Here is a 19,529-nt window from a genome sequence, read left to right on the forward strand (position 1 = left end):
CGTTCACCTACTTCCATAAAAATGGCGGATATTCATCTAAGTCGCCGCGTAAAAAGCGAGCAAGCAACAACGCTTGAGTATAAGGGACCAAGCCCCAGGCTATTTTTTCACCTAAATAAGGATGAGTGATTTTTTCTTGTTTCCTTGATTGCCAGGCTGTTAAAAACTTCTTCCTCGCCTCATCCGTAAACAATACTGCACCGTTCTCTTTTTTTAGGAAATCGTTTTTGTTCACCACTTTTTTATTAATAAGTCCCAGCACAAATTTGTCAGCGTAAATGCCACGTAATTCTTCCATAACATCTAGTGCGAGTGACGCTCTACCCGGGCGATCGCGGTGTAAGAATCCAACGTAAGCATCAAGCCCTACCGCTTCTAATGCCGCTGCCATGTCATTTGCAAGCAATGTGTAGGCGAAAGACAGCATCGCATTAACGGGATCAAGAGGCGGTCGGCGTGACCGCATTTTGAATGAGAAACCTTCTTTTTGCTGAAGGATCATGTTATTAAATACCTTGTTATAGGTAATGGCTGCTTGTCCCTCCCAGCCTCTCAGGCTTTCTAATGATTCGCAGCTTCGAATTTCTTTCAGAATCTCAGAGAGCTGGGCCGAGACTTCCTTGCATCGATCAACGTCGACTCTTAGTGCGTGATCTCTGGTCAGCCTTTCAACGACCCACTTATTGTTAAAAACCTTGCCTGTAATAAAATTTCTCGCAACAAGAGTAGCAGCGTGTTCATCTTCAGCGATTCGGTACTGCGTTTTTCGCAGAACGACATTTCCTCTGCTTTCGCCGATGACACGGGCAAGAAAACGGCCACTTTTTGTAAGGAACACAAGAGAAATGTTGCGTTCTGCGCAATACCCCATCAACGCAGGACTAGCCCCAGTGTAGCCAAAACTCATGACAGATTCCAGATTATGAAGAGGAACCCTTCCTAACTTCTCTTTCTCTTTGAGCAACACAATATTATCGCCGTCTAAAGATAAATACACGTCTGTCTGAGTCACAAATAAAGTATTGAGTAGCTTTTTCATTCCTTAACCTTCCCGTCGATATAGCTTTTCACAGAGCGCTTATTCATTAGCTTTGGCAAGCAAATATGCTGAAGGGAACAGCTCTTGCAAAAAGAGCCTGTTTTTACTTTGGGCGTGTGCCGCTTCACATAATAGTGATGCATTTCTTTGGCGATTGCCCTTACTTTGCTTTTTAAATCTTGCGTTAGGGGCACTTCTACTCGGTGCTTAATTTCATTATAGTACATATAGCCTGTTTCAATCTCGCAGAGCAGCATCTCCTCCAAACACATCGCTTGAGCAGTTAATTGTACTAAGTCTGCGTCATTCTTTTTTGGCTTCCCTCTTTTGTATTCAACAGGAGAAGCCAAGTATTTGCCTTCTCCTCCGTTAATTTCAACGCCTTTTTCATCTTGAACAAATTCCACGACATCACAAATGCCACTTAACCTAAGTTCTCTTGATTGAATGGGCATTGCTCGAACTGTAAGTTTGCTGCCTCGTTTTTCGCGAATAAACGGCTGATCCGCTTTTTGATGAAGATGCTGACCTTCGATGGTTTTCACATTTTCTTCCCACTGCTGCTCAATGTGGATTAGTGCCCACTGGCGGCGGCAAAATTGGAAATGCTGAAGGCCAGACAGCATCAGGTAGTGATCTTCTTCGTCATTGGCCATCGATGATTTCCACTGATAACCCTTCTAATTCACTCAATTCCGTAGCGTAATCATCAAAACTTTTAGGTGTATCCGTTTTTGACGTGATGTCTAATGAACGATGCACTTTCGCAGACGAATACTGCCCAAGCTTAGATGTATGCTCCCACCAGTAGACTTTATGTACTTCCATACTGCCGTCTGGACGGGCCGAAGAGGCGTCATTCTCAAACAGAGTGAAGAGCGCTTGTTTGATTTTATCCGCGTCCTCATTGGTAAAGCCAGTTTTCTCTGCTAGCTGCGTATTAATGCTTCCATAAAATACATAGACGCCAAAATCAACACGGTGCTTCATTCCCATTGTATCGGAGCCTCTTGTATCCCCTGTTACAGAATTGACGCTTTTGGTAATCTGCATGCTTGTAATGTCGATCGGGTCCATGCTCGTTGCGGTTTGAACAGAAACCGGACCTCGTACACCTACGGACACTCCAGATCCTTTCCCTTTCCCTTTAAAAGCAAAGACCTGACCAAAGCTTCTTACATCAATCCACTCACGGCATGCAATCTGGGCAAATTCATCACTTGAGGGGTTTTTTTCCTTAAGTATAGTATCAAGTTCTTCATTCGCATCAACTCGTTCTCGTAAACTTCTATAGCTATCTGTTTTACGATCATCGGATTGCACGAAAACGGACTCTCCTAGGTCTTGTAAGCGATTGCGAATCTTTCTCTTTAGCGCGACATCTGAAATTTCCCCAAGCCCGTCATAATTTTGACGTGGCCGATTCCCGTTTAATGGATCACCATTTGGATTGGCCTTTGTTGCGGATAGTACGACTGCAAAATCAATTTTGTGGTCTAATGTTGGCATTATTTTCTTCCCCGCTCTCATTCGTTTGAATTTCTTCAGCATTTTTACTACTTTTTGTATTATCTAGTGCTATGACCTGGCTAGAGAATCCTAACAGATAGGTTCCGGATAATTTTTCATCATTAAATTCTCCTGTTTGGAATTTATCCGTTACTTCCATCATTAGGTTGTGAAGCTTGTTTGCACGTCCACCCAATCGCGCTTTGTACGGAAGTAAACTATCATGAATCGTTTTCCATGTTCTCTTTGGCTTATTTGAAAAGCTGACCATGTAGCGCTCCGCATTCGTGTCGCGTTTTTCCTCTTGTTCTTTGAGAGCCCATTTTTCAAGCACATAGGCGATGGCCAACAACCTTCCAAACAAATAATCTCGATCGTTACTCTCATGATTCAGTGCCACACCATCTTCCCCCTTTTCGTTTACTAGCGAACAGGCAATGCTTAATGTTTTTTTCCATTCCCCTTTCTCCATTGACACAGGGTTTGACGCGCGCTGTACCGCACTTCTGACAATATCTTTTGGAATGTCTCGTTCATCGACCACACATGGAAGCATCCGTTCCATTAGTCCTTTGACAACCTTGTCACTGGCACGCGGACTGTATGCAGCAAACGCAATATCTTTGGTAGCTGGAGCTCCGACAAATTCCACTACTTGTCCGTCGTTTTTGTGATAACTGTGCCTCCAAACACATGTTTTTTGGTGCCAGTTACTTAATCGGTCTAAGTAAAGCTCTTTGTTCATGTGACGATAGTACAGAACACTCATTCGCCCAGTGGTGGCGGAATCCAGGATTAAAATGTTTACATGGGCTTTAAATGATTTCCCACGATATCCATCGATGAGTTTGGCAACTTCTTTGGCTTGTATTAATTTTGTGTCTGCTTTCTTTTCAACTTTTCGCTCCTCCTGCTTCCAAAAGTCAAAAGCAGCCCCACTCGGCTCTGGTAAGGATTCACCTTCAATTCCCCAAACGAGAAACACGCGCTTATCAAGCATTTTTCCTTGACGATGAATGAGCCACTTTAAAGCGTTGTGTGCTTTTTGCGAAACTTCGTAGCTGATGCTTGCTGCCTCGTTACTTGTTTTAAAACGACCTGTATACGTGAAACCTTTATCAACGTTTGAAGATATTATTTTTGCATTATCTCCTGCATACCTGATTCCCTTAGCATGAATCTCTGTCCTAGGCATTAATTTCCCTGATACATAGCATAATTCCTCGTCCACCAGTTGGGCTTTGTAAAAAGCAATAAACGAGTCATACAGGTCTTTGTCTTCCCACACATCCGTTAACACCTTATTTGGCGAATAAACATTAAAACGAACAAACGCGCCCTCTTGCCCGCCAGTGACGGCTGAAAAAATTGGTGGCTTTGCGCCATACAACGCTTCATATTTTCTATCCCATTTTTCTATTATCTTTTGGTTTTCATCAAGATAAAGGATGTTCGCTGTGACTAAATCTTCAATTAACCGCCCTTTCTCAAGATAGGTGTAAACGCTTTTAACTTTTGGGGTAGCGTGAGGAGAATGTGCCCAATCATTTAGTTGGGCGATGTATAAAGCGAATGGTTCATCTTTTTTAATTTCCCCACCAAATTTAATAAAATCACCAGAGACGTAAGGTAACTTATCATGTAAAGGGTGTGGCATTACATTGCTTGATCTGCTACCTGATTCATTTGTACAAGGTATAAGAGTGGATACTCCTTTTTCGCCAAGCACTCGCGCTGAATGAAACTTTCCATCTTCAGTTACCGTTACCTCAATATGAGCGTATTGTGTTGTATGTGAAATCGGCAACAGCGTATATTCACGGTTATTTTCCTTACTCGTGACCTTACCGACTTGGTCTATATTCGCTTCATAGGTTTCATATAATTGAAGCAACCAACTCATTTATTCACCTCCTAATTGACGAGCCAATGATTCAACCGATTCAACATTGTTTTCATCAAAATGCTTCGGCGTCATTTCTTGAACTTCACGGACAACTGTACACTCCTCCGGTCGTAGAAACTTAATAATGCCCTTCTCCATGACTGGGTTCCATAAACGGACCTCAAGCTCGTTTCTGCCTGTCTCATCGGGATAATTGATGCCATGAACCATCGTCCCGAAATGCAGTTCCCCTTCATAATTGTCATAAAAGCCGTCTCCCTCGCCAAACGTGCATGGCTCCACATAAGCCTGACATTCACGGGTTCCAAGAAAAATATCTCGTCGCCCTCCCGCTTTTAACGATCGGTGCATAATACTGAAATGCTTCCCTTCGCTACGGTCGAACGCCATGTCTGGACGATTAAAGTTAAAATCAAAATGAGCCCGCACTTGGTAACATACATCCTTCAAGTACGTGTAATTCGCAAGGGTGTTCCCACCATTGTAGTGAATTGGACGGACGCCCTTCGACTCCATCTGGATCGGTTTCATCACTCGTAGTTCATCAATAATAAAAAGTAACGTCGGTTTCCAGTAAATTGATTCAACAATCCCTTTCAAAGCTTGGTAGGTTGGGACATTGTATGTAAGCTTCTCCCCACCGATCTTTGTGAGAGGATCTGTAAACAGCGCATATTTGCCATGTACTTGAAACTCTATAGCATTTTTCATGTTCTCACCTCCTTGATAAAGTGTAGCTCAGCATCTATTAGCTAACTTGGACACCACCTTTTTTATTTTCACACTTGATAATGCATCCCGCCATGTTGAACTAACAGTATGGCTACTCAACGCGGATTAAAAAAAATGTGGAAACCTACTTCAATTGAGGAACCTATTTTGAAAAAAGATAGAGTTTTTAATACAATTCTATCTCTAACTCACTCTCTCCCCCCAAATCAACCCCATACTCGTTACTATACCAACCTTCTTTCAGCTCATAAACGAGTCCATCTAGGTGAGCTTCCACACCTTTCTCACTAGTGAGCTTATTAAATTCATGCGGGTACAGATTGACTGTATATTGTTGCGCTTTTTGCAGCAGCTTTGTTAAATCCTCGATATGAGCAGCGCTATTCAGCTCGGCAATCAGGTTTTTCCCTTCTTTATAAGGGACGAGCACTGGTATCGTACTATCATCAATGACGTGAAAATGATCGGCGGCTGTCCTGTAGCTATTCGTATTCATAAGCTCTAGCGTTCCTGTTTCATTTTCTTTTACGTAGTCCTTGGTGTACCCATTCTTTAAAGAGTAGAACAAAAGGTCAGTCATCTTTTTATCCCCTAATTTTAAAATGGGATAATTCAAATCTTCCTTGAAGGTGTGGTAAAAACGTTTAAAATAAAACTCCATAGCTTCTCGAGACAATAAATGCCCACCGTATTCATTTGGGTCGTTTTTAATATCAATCAAAATTTTCTTAGACAACGCTTTCCCTTCTTTAATCTCTTTCAGCTTGTCCAGCTTCTCCTCGGCATGATCAATTACATACACGTTTTTCAGCTCATGCTCGCCATGACGGTTGCAGCGGCCAGCTGCTTGAGCAATGGAATCAAGTCCAGCTAACGAACGAACAACACAATCAAAACTGACGTCGACACCGGCTTCAATTAACTGGCTGGTAACGCAAATGAATGGAATGTTCGCTTTTAGCAAATCTTTCATTTCCCTTAAATGCCGCTTGCGGTGCGTTGCACACATCGATGTGCTTAAGTGATACGTGGGTAAATTTTCACCTTTTAATCGCTCATATAAATCTTTAACAACGGTTTTCGTATTTAAAATAGCAAGTAAGCTTTGCTGATCATCCGCAACTTTTTCAAGAATCCACTCTGCAAGCTGTTCATTTGTCATTGGAGATGTGGTTTCATCAATAATTTCCACTCTTTTAAATTGATCCATTACATCATCAAGCTGGTCAATAATCTCTCCTTCAGGATTAATCTCGAGTCTATGATTCACATAATCTAAAGCAGGCTGTGTCGCCGTACAAAGCAGAACACTTGAACGGGCATCATTTTTCAGGAAATTCAAGGCTTCATTAAAAAGTGAGATACAGTTCACTGGCACCTTTTGGACTTCATCAAAAATAAGCACCGCATTGCTCAAATTGTGAAGACGCCGCGTATTCCGATTTCCTTTTGCGTAAAACACGTTTAAGAACTGTACCATGGTTGTAAAAATAATCGGGCTGTCCCAGTTATCACGGGCAAGCTTCAGTTTCTGCTTTTTCGTTATAACCCCGTCTTCATCTTCGTCTTCATCACGCTCGTTTTCAATGACATTGGAATGATGCTCTAACACATGAATATCATCCTGCAAAATATCACGGACGTCCTTCGCGTTTTGCTCAATGATCGTTGTAAAAGGTACCACGTAAATAATGCGTTGTTTTCGATGCAGCTGTGCATGTTTCAGTGCATAGCGTAAGCTTGCTAAAGTTTTGCCACCGCCTGTTGGAATCGATAATGTATAAATTCCTGAAGGGTTTTCTGCAAATCGATCACACTGTTCCGACATATCAGCTCGCAATACATTTATCGGGTGGTTCGATCGCTCATCTTTTTTGTATGTACGAAGCTTGTCCATCAACTTTCCGTAATAAGATTCAAATAAAGGGCTATCAACAAGCTCCTCTTCGGTCTTATCCTCCTCAAAACGTCTTGTATCCGTGCGATCCGCATCGATTAAAGCACTGAAAATATATTTTGTAAGAAACATCATTTGCCTAGGTGTCTTGTCCATAAATTCTTTTAATTCAACCAGTGCTTGACCCACATACTCATAGAACTCATCTTCTCCCATAACATAACGAAAAAAGCAATCCATGGATGTCGTAAACTCGCACAATTCCTTATCCCTAACTCTTTTTAAGTAATTCGATTCTAAATCAGGAGCAATGAAGTCCTGAAGATAGGAGTGATGAGAGATGATGGCATTCCCTACAATTTCGGCTAGTATTTTTTGAAACGGATCTGTTGTGTCCTTGTGATACAAATTGTATAAGACCCTTCCCCCAGCAGTTGAATGATCGACGCTTCCCCGTCTAGGAGCCAATTCCGGGTGGAAGACAGCCCTTTCAATATAGTCACGAAACTCGTAGGTATACTTTCCTACGTCATGAAGCAGACCGGCCAGACCAGTAATATGCTGAATCCCCAGCTTTTTCCCGTATGACTCGGCCAAACCTTTTACTCCTAGTAGATGTTCTTTGACTGTTTGAATCTCTTTATCGCTTTCACGGATATGTGCAATGGATTGCATACCTACGCCTCCCGTTCTCTATGGAAATTCTACTTTCAGTTAATAGTATCGTGATAATGGTAGGATTACAACCATGTTTTTAGTACTTTTTAACTGTAATTGTTAAACGATGCCAGAAAAAACAACAGTAGCGTCTTTCTCCGTTCCCCTTCAACGAAGCAAAACCCCTTTCCTCTTTGCTTGCCCTCCTTTTGAACGTATCCTTTATTACAACTCACATTGGAACCCTAACAGTTGTACATATGTACATAGGTCTACGTCACTATACAGAAGAAATGGATTCTTTCAATTCGCCTTAATGTAACTCCTCATCAACAAAATATTCCGTGCAGAACGGAAACGAATCGCTCTCCATTTGAATAAAATAGGAAAAATAGATCAAACAAGTAGGCGGTGTACCAGTTGGACAATCAAGCGAAAGCTCTTTTTGGGGCGTGGACACAAGCCATCGGCGCCGTCATTTCTGCCATTGGAAACTCACCATCCGTCTCCCGTGATTCAGAGCTGCTTTCCGACCTTGATTTTGAAGGAAATGTTCTGCAAGCGCTAGGGATGGCTTTGCTCGGAGACAACGTGGAGCCACCTTCTTTAGATAAACTCGGCAATTATATTGAATCGGCTGGCCACTTGCCGAATGTGGTAGGGGTTATAATGGAGGCTGATGAAAACATTCAGGTGCAGTTAGACGCGAAAGGGAACCTTGTTCAAGTGGTAGGTGAAGGCTTGTCTCTATCACACGCCTTAAGTGAAGAACCGACAAGGGAATCGTTTTATTATATTTATGGACCCTTGCTTGAAATCATTGGGAATTCCATGCAAGCCTTAGCTGGAATTAATCAACTTAGAGGAGTGGACAGAGAACGGATGAATACGATTGGAGCTTGGCTTCATGCAATTGGCTCTGTTCTTACTGGGCTGGGTGTCAGCATAGAGTTTAGCCTAGGTGAGTAACTTACTTGCAGTGTTCGTCCTGCTAAAGATCGGGCACAGAGTCTTAACTACCTCAAGGAAACCACTGCCACCTATTTCCCGTAAACATCGGCATTGATTCACTTGTTTTTCCACACATTTTCTGCTACACTGAAACAGCCTTACTATTTATTTCCCGCAGAAACACGAACTGTTTTTCCCGCAGTTCGTGTTTCTTCTTTGTCTGAGCCTGTGAGAGATTTATGCGCCTATGAACCCTCCTAATAAACCCTTCCTTTTCCTTTGTGTAAGCAGCGATGCCGGCAGACCCACGTTGAGCTTGAATATGGTTTCCCGTCCATACGATTTTTCGGAAAATCTACAGCACCTTTGCTATACTGATGGTACTACCGTTTTGAAAGGCTGTGATTGATTCATGTCTCTTGAACTTGATATAGCAAAGATCATCCCCATTGAAGCTCCTGCTTCTTATGGACTGAAAACGTTTAATTTTTATCTTCTTGAAGGGAAGACCGGTCTTCTCCTTCTTGATGCGGGGGCCGATGACGAGAGCTGTTGGCAAGCACTGCAGAGCACCCTCCCTGAAAACGGATACACCCTCAGGGACATAACGTCGATTGTATTGACTCATCATCATATTGATCACATTGGCCTCGTCAACCGGATTACCGACCGTCATCCTGTTCCGGTGTACGCTCATAAGCAAGCGGTTCCACGTCTAAAACGAGACCCTGACTTTCTCCGCATGCGCATCGACTTTTTTGAAGAACTGTATGCCGAGATGGGCTGCAATCAGGCGGGGGCCGCTCAAATTGAGCACTTGCAAGAGGCTCTACTTAAGAACGCCGAGCGTGCCATTGAACAAGAGGTACGAGTGATTCATCCCGAGGAACCGTTATTTGGCCTTACACCGATTCATGTGCCCGGCCATGCGCCAGACCAGATCGCCTTCTATGAACCTCGGAGCCATTCTCTCTTTGGAGGTGATTTGCTCGTGGGACATATTTCAAGCAATGCCCTCGTTGAACCAGATGTGAACGGCGTGCGGCTGCCTTCCGTTATGCAGCAAAGGGCATCTCTACAAAAATGCTTGAACTACCCACTGCAAAGGGTTTACGCTGGACATGGAGCGCTCATTACGGACCCTTCCCGCTTGATTCAAAAACGGCTAACAAGAACAGAACAAAAAGCGGAGCAGTTCAAAAAGTTGGTCGCAAAAGGACATACAACAGCCAGTGACCTTGCCTCGAATTACTATGGCGAAACGTATAAAAATCAGTTTGTTCTTGTTATGTCCGAGGTCATTGGCCATTTGGATTATTTAGAGGCTTATAATGAAGTAACCAAAGAAAAGCGGGATGGAGTTTTGCATTATCGGGTAGCGAGATGAAAAATGTAAAAAGGGGTGACGCTAAATGGAACCAAAATGGCTGGACTGGGCGAAACAGCTCCAATCCATTGCACAGGCGGGACTGACGTATTCAAAAGACGTATACGATCTGGAGAGATTTGAGTTAATCCGAACGATCAGCACAGAAATTATGGCACACCACACTGAAGTCGATCAGACAGCCATTACCGATTTGTTTGCCAATGAAACGGGGTATGCCACTCCGAAAGTCGATATTCGAGCGGTCATCTTAAGAGAGAATAAACTACTAATGGTTAAAGAAAACACGGATGACAGCTGGGCACTTCCTGGTGGCTGGGCGGACATCGGATTAACACCAAGTGAAGTTGCGGTAAAAGAAGTCAAGGAGGAATCAGGGTTCGATGTAAAAGCGATCCGATTGTTGGGTGTTCTTGATAAGAAGTGCTACCCGCACCCTCCTTCTCCTTATCACACGTACAAGCTATTCATCCAATGTGAAATCGTTGGAGGGCAAGCAATGGAAGGCATAGAAACAAGTGCTGTTGAGTTTTTTTCTGAAAATGAACTTCCAGCATTATCTCTAAGCCGGAACACCGAATCACAAATTGAGATGGCCTTTAAAAAGGCAAGAAATTCCGAAAACCCTGTTCATTTAGATTAATACTTAGGCGTTCCATCTGACGAGCACGTTAGATGGAAGAAGAACACCCGCTCCAGCTTACGAGCGGGTGTATGCTACACGCCCGAACCAGCGGTAGCGGCGGGTAGAGATAAAACGATAGGCCAAATCGCCAATTTTAGAGATAAGTGGAAAATAGAGTACTGCAGTAAGAGGCCTTGTGACCGGGAGAAGAGAAAGAATTTTACGTACCGTGTAATAGCCCGTTAAAACATCCTCGTCTTTTGTCAACATATAGATTTCATCATACATATCCTTGTGCGCATTTGCCTTTGCTTGCGTTGCCTCGTCCACCTCCTGCACAGGATACCAGGCCAACTCCCTTTTCCAATCCAGCTTTTGCACCACAGCCTTGACACTACGGCACAATGGGCACTCTGCGTCATAAAAGACAATATGATTGTCCACCAGCATCTTCTCCTTTCCTTCCTCTATTTCCTCTGAACGCATCATGCAAACCCCCTCTATCCGCGTAAACGACCGGCGCCGCTTCAACCGTCATCCCTACCCACGCTGAAAACTCGCTACCTCTTTTCGCCTTGATCTGAAGAAGCCCGCTTGCGTTCCTCAGCAAGTAACCGTCTGAGTATTCTTTCGAGCTGAAACTCTTCTGAATAGCAGTCGTTCAACTTTTCCTCAATCAGCGCGGCAATTTCCTCGAGCTCTTTTTCCATTCGTTGATTATTGATCGTATATTTTAATGGTAGAACGCTTACTTTGCGTTTGAGAATCCTTAGAAAATCTTCCACTAGAACCCCGCCTTCCCGTGTCCTAGAACAGTATATGCCTCAACTCAATGTTGCATACGAAAACCTCCGCAGGCATCCAGCCGACAGAGGGGCATCATTTAATTTAATTCACGTATTTCCCATGGTCCGGTTTGGCCAGCTCATCAAACTTTTCCACGAGCATGTGAAGTCCTTCTTCTAGCTCTTCTCCAAACATCGGCAGTCCATGACCCGGTACAAGAAAGTGTGGCTTAAGTTCCTGTAGTTTTTTTGCTGAGGCCTTTGCCTCTTTCCAATCCATTGTGAAATAGCGGGGCGGTCCTTGAATTTCCTGCTCTTGTGTGAGCACTTTGTAAAGGGAATCCTGCTTTACGGTAATGACGGCATCGGCGGATAAGAGCGCGCCATCTTTTTCCCGGAACAGAGCAATCTGTCCTGGGGAGTGTCCCGGGACATCGATCCACGTCCACTCATTCTCGCCACCTGGCACAGCAAGATTTGCGGGAAGCGGTTGAACGTAGTCGTCGAGCTGAATGGGATCGTTAGGAAACGTCTTTGAAAGCTTCGCCACCATGCCGCCTTCTACGGACGAATCAGGTTCAGGATAGCTCTTTTGGCCTGTGACGTACGGAAGCTCCTCTTCATGGGCATAAATCGGAACGCTCCACAGCTCTGCAAGGTCGTGTGCAGCACCTACATGATCAAAATGACCATGCGTTAACACGATGAATTTCGCCGGATGTGCCTTGCCAAAGTTTTCTTCAAGCGCTGTGAGGATTTCTTTCGCTTTACCAGGCATGCCTGTATCCACTAACACCCAGCCAAAGGGCTGGTTCGGATCGCCAATCATACAAACGTTGACAATATCCACCGTCAGGCAGTATACATCTTCGGTTACTTTCTGAAATAAACCATCATGTGCCGAAGTCATCGGTATTTTCAATTCATCAGGTGCTGTATGGTCGTACTTGACAATATCCATGTCTCCACTCCTCAGTGATTTTCTCCTGCTAGTATGGGCATTTATTGAGCTTTTATGTGGAGTTCCATCCCGCCTGCTTTTTCTCGCAACCAGCAGGTCACCTATGAAAGCCCAACCGCTACGGAACCCCTGCGTCGCTGGACCAATCCTCCCTCTTCGATTTGAATGGTTGCATGGAAAATTTGCGCGCCTTTCGTAAGTATGAGCTTCAAATGGTGTTTACGCTTCCGCTTCGTTTCCAGCTCCCATTTTACGTCTGTACATCCATTTTGAAAGCAAGACGCCCAGCTCATACAGAAGAATTAGAGGAGTTAACACCATGAGTTGCGAAATAAAGTCTGGCGGTGTAATTAAGGCAGATAGGACGGCCATTAGCACATAGCCATACTTTCGGATCTCTGCTAACTTTGTCGGAGTCACCATGCCAACCGCTGTTAAAAACATTAATAAAAGCGGGATTTCGAACAAAAATCCAAGCGGAATCGTCGTCATCATCATAAAAGAAAAATATTCTTTTGCTGTGATCATCATGCCGAAGTTCTTGGTTCCTAAATTCATTAGAAAACCGAATACGGTAGGGAAAATCACAAAGAAACCAAACCCAATCCCGGTAAGAAAACTGATAAAAATCCCCGGAATAAAAGATAAAGCGGTTTTATTCTCTCGATCAGTCAAAGCAGGCCTAGCAAATTTCCAGATTTGATAGCCAATCACAGGCGCGGAAAAGCCCAAACTCAGACTCCCCGCAATGCCTGTGTAAAAGCGTATCACATCAAGAGGCCCATGCATAATCAGCTTGTCTTCCGACGTCAATATTGGAATTACCTGATTCATAAACACCAATATGAATACAAAACACATCGCGAAGAAAAGCACAGAAGTAATAATCGCTTTCCTCAAGTCCGTGATATGCTCGACCAGTGACTGCTCGTCTAATGATTCTTGATGCATGGTTGGAATCCCCCTGAATAGTTAAGATCGTGGATCTTTTTTTTCTGCATTGGACGTATGATTGGTGTTTTCCTGTTCGGATCCAGCGTCCATATCACTCATCAAGTTGCTCGCCGATTTTTTGAATTCAGCAAGTGTTTGTCCAAAGGCAGCTCCAATTTCCGGTAATTTCTTCGGTCCGAAAATAATTAATGTAATGACTAATATAATGATTAGCCCTGGTACACCAATGTTTGGGATACCCATCGTAACCTCTCCTTTTTTTAGGTTGATACCGAACCTAGAATATTGATACGCTCTTAACTTGCCCTATTTAATGTCCATTATTACAGGTTTTAAGCGCAGAAAAACTCATTTGTTCATGACCTAAATGGATGAACACGACAAAAAAGACTACTTAAATCAAGTAGCCTCCGGGAAACATACCATTCCCTGTTTAGATTGGCTTATCCAAAACCGCCATCGTGCAGCGAGATACGCAAACGAGTTTCTTTGCTTCATCTGTGATCTTGATCTCCCATATCATGGTCGTCCGCCCTTTATGCAAAGGAGTAGCCGTCGCCGTCACGACCCCTTCCGATTTGCTGCGAACATGGTTGGCATTGATCTCCAAGCCAACGGCGATCTTTGTTTCAGGGTCGACGTTCAACCCTGTTGCAACCGAAGCCGCCGTTTCAGCTAAAACCACAGACGCGCCTCCATGCAAGATGCCGTACGGCTGATGAGTTTTCGGCCCAACAGGCATCGACATGACAACTTTATCCAACTTCAGCTCGTCAAACGTAATGTCTAACAAGCCGACCAGCGAGTCTTTCGAGCGTTCTTGTAAGTAGGCCACCTGCTCTTCGTTTACCTTTTCAACCATCCAACCCTCTCCCCTTCGCTTGAGTATGGTGAATACTCATTCATTTTAGCATAATGAAGGCGGTTGCACAAAGTGACCGCTCACCGAATGAAAGGGAGTCAAACGATCTGTTATGCCCAGCAGCCTTACTCATTAAAATACGGCCCGTCCCTTTTTTGAAGAGTCAGGCCGTACAACTTGGTTGCTCCTACTGATCTTGGATCCACTTCGCCAAATTTTCGGCTTCATCATCAGGTAGGTCTACTGCAGGCATGCTGCCTTGTCCATTCTGAATGATATCCACAATTTCATCTGTGCTTAAGTCAGTACCGGTAAGGGCTGGACCCTGCATCCCCTCAAGGTTGTCCCCGTGGCACTGAATACAGCTCGACTGATAACTCTCTTCTGCCGCTTGAGCATCAAAATCTCCGCCCCCGTTTTCTTCTTGCGCCGGTTCCTCCTCTGGGGCTCCAGTGTTTTCTTCCGACTCGTCAGTTCCGCCTCCACAAGCCGTTAGAACAAGCGCCATTCCTAAAACGGAGACTAGCGTTTTGATTTTCATCTGTGTCCCTCCTTATAAAATAGAACTCCCTTTAAGTTTACCCTGTTACGGCAATCTCATGCGAGTCTTGTCACTTCTTTTTTGTTCATTTGTCGAATCATTGTCATGCGCCGTGCCTCTGCAATACAATTTAACCAGAACGTCCTCCTGCCCCGGCCAAAATCAACCCTCCTTTTCTCACTCGGCACAGTGGCGCAGATTTTACGCTCATAACGCTAATTGCAGCAGGAGTGATGCGATTCAGTGTCGTGCTCGCGTGTATCACCCAAAAGGGCGAAGATAACCGCTGTTGGGAAGCCGCAGGCATAGAACTGCCACGCTCTTGGCATGGAGCAACATAAAGACATTTTATACCGTTTCGATTCTCACCACAGAAGGTTTCAACCTCATGGTTGAAAGGTAAAAAGAAGCGTCTAGTACAAGGGGGGTTGTCGTCTATTCGTTTTTTGTATAAGCTCCAGGTAGAAAGGATGTTGATTGATGCAAGCAATAATTGTTTACGCCCACCCCAACAACAAAACAAGTTTTAATGCGGAAATTCTTAAAACGACAAAAGAGACGTTCCAACAAAAAGGGAAAACGTCCGAGCTGATTGACTTGAATCAAGAACAGTTTAATCCCATCCTTAATCAAGAAGAACTCTCGCTTTACGACCAAGGAGCGTTTGTCGAAGAAAGCGTGAGGCAGTACCAAACCATTATTCAAAACTCGGATGAGATTGTCCTGATCTTCCCCATTTGGTGGTATGGCCTGCCAACAATTCTTAAAGGCTTTTTCGAGAAAGTGTTTCTTCCTGGCTTTGCTTTTGAGTTTGGGGAAGAAGGAAGCGAGCGACTTGTCCCCCTCTTAACTATTCAGAAGACAACCGTGATTACCACTTCAGAAGCGAAAACAACGGAACTCCGACAGAAATATGGCAACCCAATCGAGGGGACGCTGATTAACGGGACCTTTGAAGAGGTCGGGCTCTTAAACGGGCACTGGCTCAATTGCGATGAGACCCCAACGGGCACGGAGGAGCGGCGGCGGAGCTTTCTGAGGGAAATCCATACGTATTTGCTAAGTACGTAGCTGCTGTTTATAAGATGCTACTGATTATTGTACTCTTTTTTCATGCTTAATACTTGCATCGCCTTTTCTCATTTCATAAGCTCTTCTAGAAAATACGAAATAAAGGATTGATTAGGATGAACGTCATACTTATTGACAATGAGAACGATTTGGAACGAGCCTTTGCGATTCGTAAAGAAGTGTTCGTCGACGAGCAGCACTGCCCTGTCGAAGATGAATTTGATTCATTTGACCAACTCGAAGCGGACTGTGATCATTTGCTTGTCACCTTAAACGGAGAAGCTGTTGGAACAGGAAGGATTCGTTACGTAGAAAACGTTGGTAAGCTGGAGCGCATTTGCATCTGCAAAGCTTACCGGGCTAAAGGAATAGGAAAAGTGATCGTCAAAGGCCTTGAAGACGTGGCACGACAAAAAGGAGTAGCCGCCGCAAAGCTTCATGGCCAGCAACACGCAGAAGGCTTTTATCATAGACTTGGCTATAAAACAGCCTCCGAGGTATTTATCGAGGATGGCATTCCTCATCTTCTGATGAAAAAAGAGATGTGACTGTGTACCAATTTGTCGCTCGTATTAGGGGGCTCTAATGATTACGCTCAATCACTTGCTATCGCTTTTGCTCACGTTCTTACTCTTCGCTTTTGTTAATATTTTTTACAAGATACAAAAACGCAAAACAGCGCTTGTTCTTCATCAACTGCTACGTCTCTCCTATCTCCTCGTCCTTTTGACGGGCATATTGCTCTTACCGGTGATGCCGATTACGTTTGGAAGGATGTTCAAATTCCTTCTTGGTGTTCTTACGATGGGGTTTATGGAAATCTTTCTGATGCACCGGAGACAAGGGGACCTAGGCTTCTTCCATTGGACAGGCTTTGGAGTTCTGCTTGGCGCTACCATTGCGATGGGTCTGTTTCTTCCTCTTGGATGGTATCTCGTCTGGTAGAAACAATAAGAGAGAATTGACGGTTCAGTCAGTTCTCTCTTTTTTGAGATACAATAGCTTTCGACTAGGTGTTTAGACGATTGATTCGCTTGTTGATAGCCTTTGATCTATTTCTTTTATGGTAAATGAAATTAAATAAACCTCTTTCGTAACTCAGCATTGAGAGCTCTATACATGCTCTTCCAAAAAATCCCGTACCTTGCGCTCGTACATTACGGGGTTTGTATCAAAGGAATGTCCGTGTTCCGCATAAGGGACGATTAGCAGCTCTTTGTCCGATCCTGTGGCCTGAAACAATGAATAGACCATTTCTCTTGGCACAAAGGTGTCCTTTTCGCCGTGAATATACAAAATTGGGACCTGCGCTTTTTTCACTTGATTGAGCGCTGACGCCTCCCGAAAACAATAACCAGCTCTCATCTTCGTCCATAGGCTTGTCGTGTATAGAATTGGGAAACGCGGCAGTCGATACATTTGTTTGAGATGATACGAAAGAATGTCCTCCGCCGAGGTGTACGCACAATCTGAAATCACTGCTTTAACTTGTGGAGGAAGCTTCTCTCCGCTCGTCATCAGCACCGTGGCTCCGCCCATGGAAATGCCGTGGAGCACAACACTCGAGTCAGTACCCGTCCTTTGAATCGTGTAGTCTATCCACTGCAAGAAATCCAGGCGATCCGGCCAACCAAACCCCACATAGTCTCCCTGGCTTCGTCCATGGCCACGATTATCTGGCATGAGAATGTTGTACTGATGGTCTTCAAGGTACAGCCGCGCAAGACTGCCCATTTCCGAAGAAACTCCCGTATAGCCATGGGCGAGAATAATGGTTTTTTTCGTCCGCACCGGTGAAGCTATGTATAGGGCATGCAGACGTAAACCATCCTTCGACTGAATAAACACATCTTCTACAGCCTGTCCACAAAGCCATTGTTCCCTTTCTAACGTGTGGGTCTCATCAAAAACACGTTCCAAATTCTCGTGCTCAAGCAAAAACGTTTTTTCTTCCTCTCGTTTGACAGCAACCTTATAAAAGTAAGCGCTCGCTCCAATCAGCGCTCCGCCTACGGCTAGCGCAGCGGCGCATCCCCATGAAAACGAACGATTTCCTTTTTTGCTCATGTTGACTCTCCTCCCAAAACGTGCGTTTATGATGTTGATCTTATCATTCCACCCGGCAAACTGAAAAGCGCAGGCGGGTTGCTCACGAGCGACAAGTTCTGGAGTGACGGCAATATTAAGCCCGAATTTGGCTTGATCTGGCGTCGTGAAGAAACCTCGAGCGAATGGATGCCGCAGCCCGACAAAAAAACCGCTCTCATTCAAGCGGTTTCTTTGGTACTCTACCAATGGTTAAATGTAGGACTTTTTTCTGTCACCGACAACCGGCCACTTTTTAAAAAGCTACATGGCAAAGTCTTTACATGACTTCCTCTTTTATTCCAACCACTCGTCGACAATGTCTCGATTGTTATCGATCCATTCCTGCGCCCCTTCTGCTTCACTACCTGGCTCCTTCGTCAAAGCGAGTAGTTCAGAAAGCTCCTCTTCTTCTAGGTACGCGTTGTTCATCAGTTCTGTTACCTCGCTGTGCTCTTCATCAAAATCAGCATTGGCCATAAAGTAGATACTGTCTTCTTCTCCGTAGACACCATCTGGATCTTCTAAATAGTTCATGTCATATTCAGCAAAGGACCAGTGCGGACTCCAGTGCGTGACGACAATCGGTTCTTCATCTTCGTAGGCCGCATCAAGAGCAGCTATCATTGTGCTCTCCGAAGACTCGATTAGCTCAAAATCAAGTTCATAGTGATCAATCACTTCGTATGTACGTTCTGTAAGTGCCGCTCCGGCATCAATCCCGGTAATCTCACCACTAAGTTCCTCTACCTGATCATTTAAATCGGTGATGGTGTTAACACCTTCCATATATTCCGGGACAACAAGACCTAAGCTTGTCCCTTCAAACCAAGGATCGTGAATAACGATTGAGTCTTCCTTGCCCTCTAACAAATTCGCGTCGGTAAATGGCATCCAAGCTGAAAAGGCGATATCGATTTCATGATTTTCCACGCCTGAGAAAAGAAATTGTTTTTCCATTGTTGTCATATTTACATCATAGCCCTGTTCAGTTAATAAAATTTCCCATACACTCGCCATGGCAATACTCTCTGCATATTGAACATAACCTAGTTCAATAGAAGTGCTTTCCCCAGGGGCGCCTTCTCCGCCTTCGTTTTCCGCGCTATTCTCCTCTGAATCGCCACAAGCGCTCAGTGTCATCACGGCCGCAAGACTTGCCCCTAGTAACCAGTAGTTTTTCAAATTTGATCCTCCTCTTTGTATGTACATCAGTACGTTCCTCATTCTACGTTATTAAACCATTTATGAGAAACGTTCAAATGACCGAGACCCGCCTAACAGTGATTTTGTGTTATGGGCCTTCTTTTCTACTTTATTAAGATTATAGAGGAGTCGCTGAATTTTGTCGAATTCAGGTTGGCGTTTTTCGAAAGGAAGGGGCTATAAGAATTCAAGGACATCCCCCACTCGCTTCACCTTTTCATTGACGACCGATCAAACGTTCTTTAACATGAAGGCTACCTTCAAGTGAACACACCTTTTGTTTAAAAACTTAAGGAGGGCGTTTCAAATGGTAGAAGTAACATCATCCCGGCCACGTTCCTTGCAGTTTCCGGATAAAAAA

21 protein-coding genes are annotated in these 19,529 nt (G+C 44.2%); 6 read left to right on the forward strand and 15 right to left on the reverse strand.

The features are described from left to right. Positions 1-7 precede the first annotated feature (7 nt). The 6 genes from cas1c to AVZ68_RS11870 form a co-directional block, all read right to left on the reverse strand. Positions 8-1,039: a type I-C CRISPR-associated endonuclease Cas1c gene (cas1c, locus tag AVZ68_RS11845; protein ID WP_059104777.1), complete on the reverse strand. Its 1,032-nt coding sequence runs from the start codon at positions 1,037-1,039 to the stop codon at positions 8-10. After that, positions 1,036-1,695 (reverse strand): CRISPR-associated protein Cas4, encoded by a 660-nt coding sequence (gene cas4, locus AVZ68_RS11850; RefSeq protein ID WP_059104778.1) that lies wholly within the window; start codon positions 1,693-1,695, stop codon positions 1,036-1,038. Before cas4 ends, cas1c begins: the two co-directional genes overlap by 4 nt. Then, positions 1,685-2,548 (reverse strand): type I-C CRISPR-associated protein Cas7/Csd2, encoded by an 864-nt coding sequence (gene cas7c, locus AVZ68_RS11855; RefSeq protein WP_059104779.1) that lies wholly within the window; start codon positions 2,546-2,548, stop codon positions 1,685-1,687. The genes cas4 and cas7c overlap by 11 nt, the downstream gene beginning before the upstream one ends. Then, positions 2,523-4,451, reverse strand: a complete 1,929-nt coding sequence (gene cas8c / locus AVZ68_RS11860; protein ID WP_059104780.1) for a type I-C CRISPR-associated protein Cas8c/Csd1 — start codon at positions 4,449-4,451, stop codon at positions 2,523-2,525. Before cas8c ends, cas7c begins: the two co-directional genes overlap by 26 nt. Beyond that, positions 4,452-5,165: a type I-C CRISPR-associated protein Cas5c gene (gene cas5c, locus AVZ68_RS11865; RefSeq protein ID WP_059104781.1), complete on the reverse strand. Its 714-nt coding sequence runs from the start codon at positions 5,163-5,165 to the stop codon at positions 4,452-4,454. It lies immediately after the preceding gene. A 187-nt stretch (positions 5,166-5,352) separates the two neighbouring features. Beyond that, the gene (locus AVZ68_RS11870; protein ID WP_059104782.1) at positions 5,353-7,758 is read right to left on the reverse strand and encodes a CRISPR-associated helicase/endonuclease Cas3; all 2,406 of its coding nucleotides are present in this window, start codon (positions 7,756-7,758) and stop codon (positions 5,353-5,355) included. Positions 7,759-8,160: 402 nt separating this feature from the next. Here AVZ68_RS11870 and AVZ68_RS11875 point away from each other — a divergent pair, with 402 nt between their 5' ends. The 3 genes from AVZ68_RS11875 (at position 8,161) to AVZ68_RS11885 (ending at position 10,721) form a co-directional block, all read left to right on the forward strand. Continuing rightward, positions 8,161-8,709: a DUF6944 family repetitive protein gene (locus AVZ68_RS11875; protein ID WP_059104783.1), complete on the forward strand. Its 549-nt coding sequence runs from the start codon at positions 8,161-8,163 to the stop codon at positions 8,707-8,709. A gap of 394 nt (positions 8,710-9,103) precedes the next feature. Next, positions 9,104-10,078 (forward strand): MBL fold metallo-hydrolase, encoded by a 975-nt coding sequence (locus AVZ68_RS11880; RefSeq protein ID WP_059104784.1) that lies wholly within the window; start codon positions 9,104-9,106, stop codon positions 10,076-10,078. 25 nt (positions 10,079-10,103) lie between these two features. Beyond that, positions 10,104-10,721, forward strand: coding sequence for an NUDIX hydrolase (locus AVZ68_RS11885; protein WP_059104785.1), 618 nt, complete (start codon positions 10,104-10,106; stop codon positions 10,719-10,721). A gap of 57 nt (positions 10,722-10,778) precedes the next feature. Here AVZ68_RS11885 and AVZ68_RS11890 read toward each other — a convergent pair whose 3' ends face one another. The 7 genes from AVZ68_RS11890 to AVZ68_RS11920 form a co-directional block, all read right to left on the reverse strand. Next, the gene (locus AVZ68_RS11890) at positions 10,779-11,192 is read right to left on the reverse strand and encodes a thiol-disulfide oxidoreductase DCC family protein (protein ID WP_245628122.1); all 414 of its coding nucleotides are present in this window, start codon (positions 11,190-11,192) and stop codon (positions 10,779-10,781) included. 71 nt (positions 11,193-11,263) lie between these two features. Next, positions 11,264-11,488, reverse strand: a complete 225-nt coding sequence (locus tag AVZ68_RS11895) for a hypothetical protein (protein ID WP_059104786.1) — start codon at positions 11,486-11,488, stop codon at positions 11,264-11,266. Positions 11,489-11,591: 103 nt separating this feature from the next. Then, on the reverse strand, positions 11,592-12,449 hold the full coding sequence (locus AVZ68_RS11900; protein ID WP_059104787.1) for an MBL fold metallo-hydrolase: 858 nt from the start codon (positions 12,447-12,449) through the stop codon (positions 11,592-11,594). A 219-nt stretch (positions 12,450-12,668) separates the two neighbouring features. Next, positions 12,669-13,400, reverse strand: a complete 732-nt coding sequence (tatC, locus tag AVZ68_RS11905) for a twin-arginine translocase subunit TatC (protein ID WP_059104788.1) — start codon at positions 13,398-13,400, stop codon at positions 12,669-12,671. Between the two features lie 21 nt (positions 13,401-13,421). Further along, on the reverse strand, positions 13,422-13,646 hold the full coding sequence (gene tatA / locus AVZ68_RS11910; RefSeq protein WP_059104789.1) for a twin-arginine translocase TatA/TatE family subunit: 225 nt from the start codon (positions 13,644-13,646) through the stop codon (positions 13,422-13,424). 190 nt (positions 13,647-13,836) lie between these two features. After that, complete coding sequence (locus tag AVZ68_RS11915; RefSeq protein WP_059104790.1) at positions 13,837-14,265, reverse strand: hotdog fold thioesterase; 429 nt, start codon at positions 14,263-14,265, stop codon at positions 13,837-13,839. 187 nt (positions 14,266-14,452) lie between these two features. Continuing rightward, entirely contained in the window at positions 14,453-14,806 is a 354-nt protein-coding gene (locus AVZ68_RS11920) for a c-type cytochrome (RefSeq protein WP_157404644.1), read from the reverse strand. 480 nt (positions 14,807-15,286) lie between these two features. Here AVZ68_RS11920 and AVZ68_RS11925 point away from each other — a divergent pair, with 480 nt between their 5' ends. From AVZ68_RS11925 to AVZ68_RS11935, 3 genes are all read left to right on the forward strand, one after another. Next, a complete protein-coding gene (locus tag AVZ68_RS11925; protein ID WP_059104791.1) occupies positions 15,287-15,877 on the forward strand; it encodes an NAD(P)H-dependent oxidoreductase in 591 nt (196 codons plus the stop codon). 116 nt (positions 15,878-15,993) lie between these two features. Beyond that, positions 15,994-16,425 carry a GNAT family N-acetyltransferase gene (locus AVZ68_RS11930; RefSeq protein WP_059104792.1) on the forward strand — a complete coding sequence of 144 codons (432 nt, stop codon included), beginning with the start codon at positions 15,994-15,996 and terminating at the stop codon, positions 16,423-16,425. Between the two features lie 37 nt (positions 16,426-16,462). Continuing rightward, the gene (locus tag AVZ68_RS11935) at positions 16,463-16,822 is read left to right on the forward strand and encodes a DUF1516 family protein (RefSeq protein WP_059104793.1); all 360 of its coding nucleotides are present in this window, start codon (positions 16,463-16,465) and stop codon (positions 16,820-16,822) included. Between the two features lie 168 nt (positions 16,823-16,990). On the opposite strand, the gene AVZ68_RS11940 is transcribed toward AVZ68_RS11935, so the two are convergent. Both AVZ68_RS11940 and AVZ68_RS11950 read right to left on the reverse strand, forming a co-directional pair. Next, complete coding sequence (locus AVZ68_RS11940; RefSeq protein WP_082676550.1) at positions 16,991-17,944, reverse strand: alpha/beta hydrolase; 954 nt, start codon at positions 17,942-17,944, stop codon at positions 16,991-16,993. A 315-nt stretch (positions 17,945-18,259) separates the two neighbouring features. Continuing rightward, a complete protein-coding gene (locus tag AVZ68_RS11950) occupies positions 18,260-19,147 on the reverse strand; it encodes a glycine betaine ABC transporter substrate-binding protein (protein WP_059104795.1) in 888 nt (295 codons plus the stop codon). Positions 19,148-19,529 lie beyond the last annotated feature (382 nt).

Origin of the sequence: Shouchella shacheensis, from assembly GCF_001484965.1 — a bacterium.
In the GTDB taxonomy this organism is placed as follows: Bacteria; Bacillota; Bacilli; order Bacillales; family Bacillaceae_D; genus Shouchella; species Shouchella shacheensis.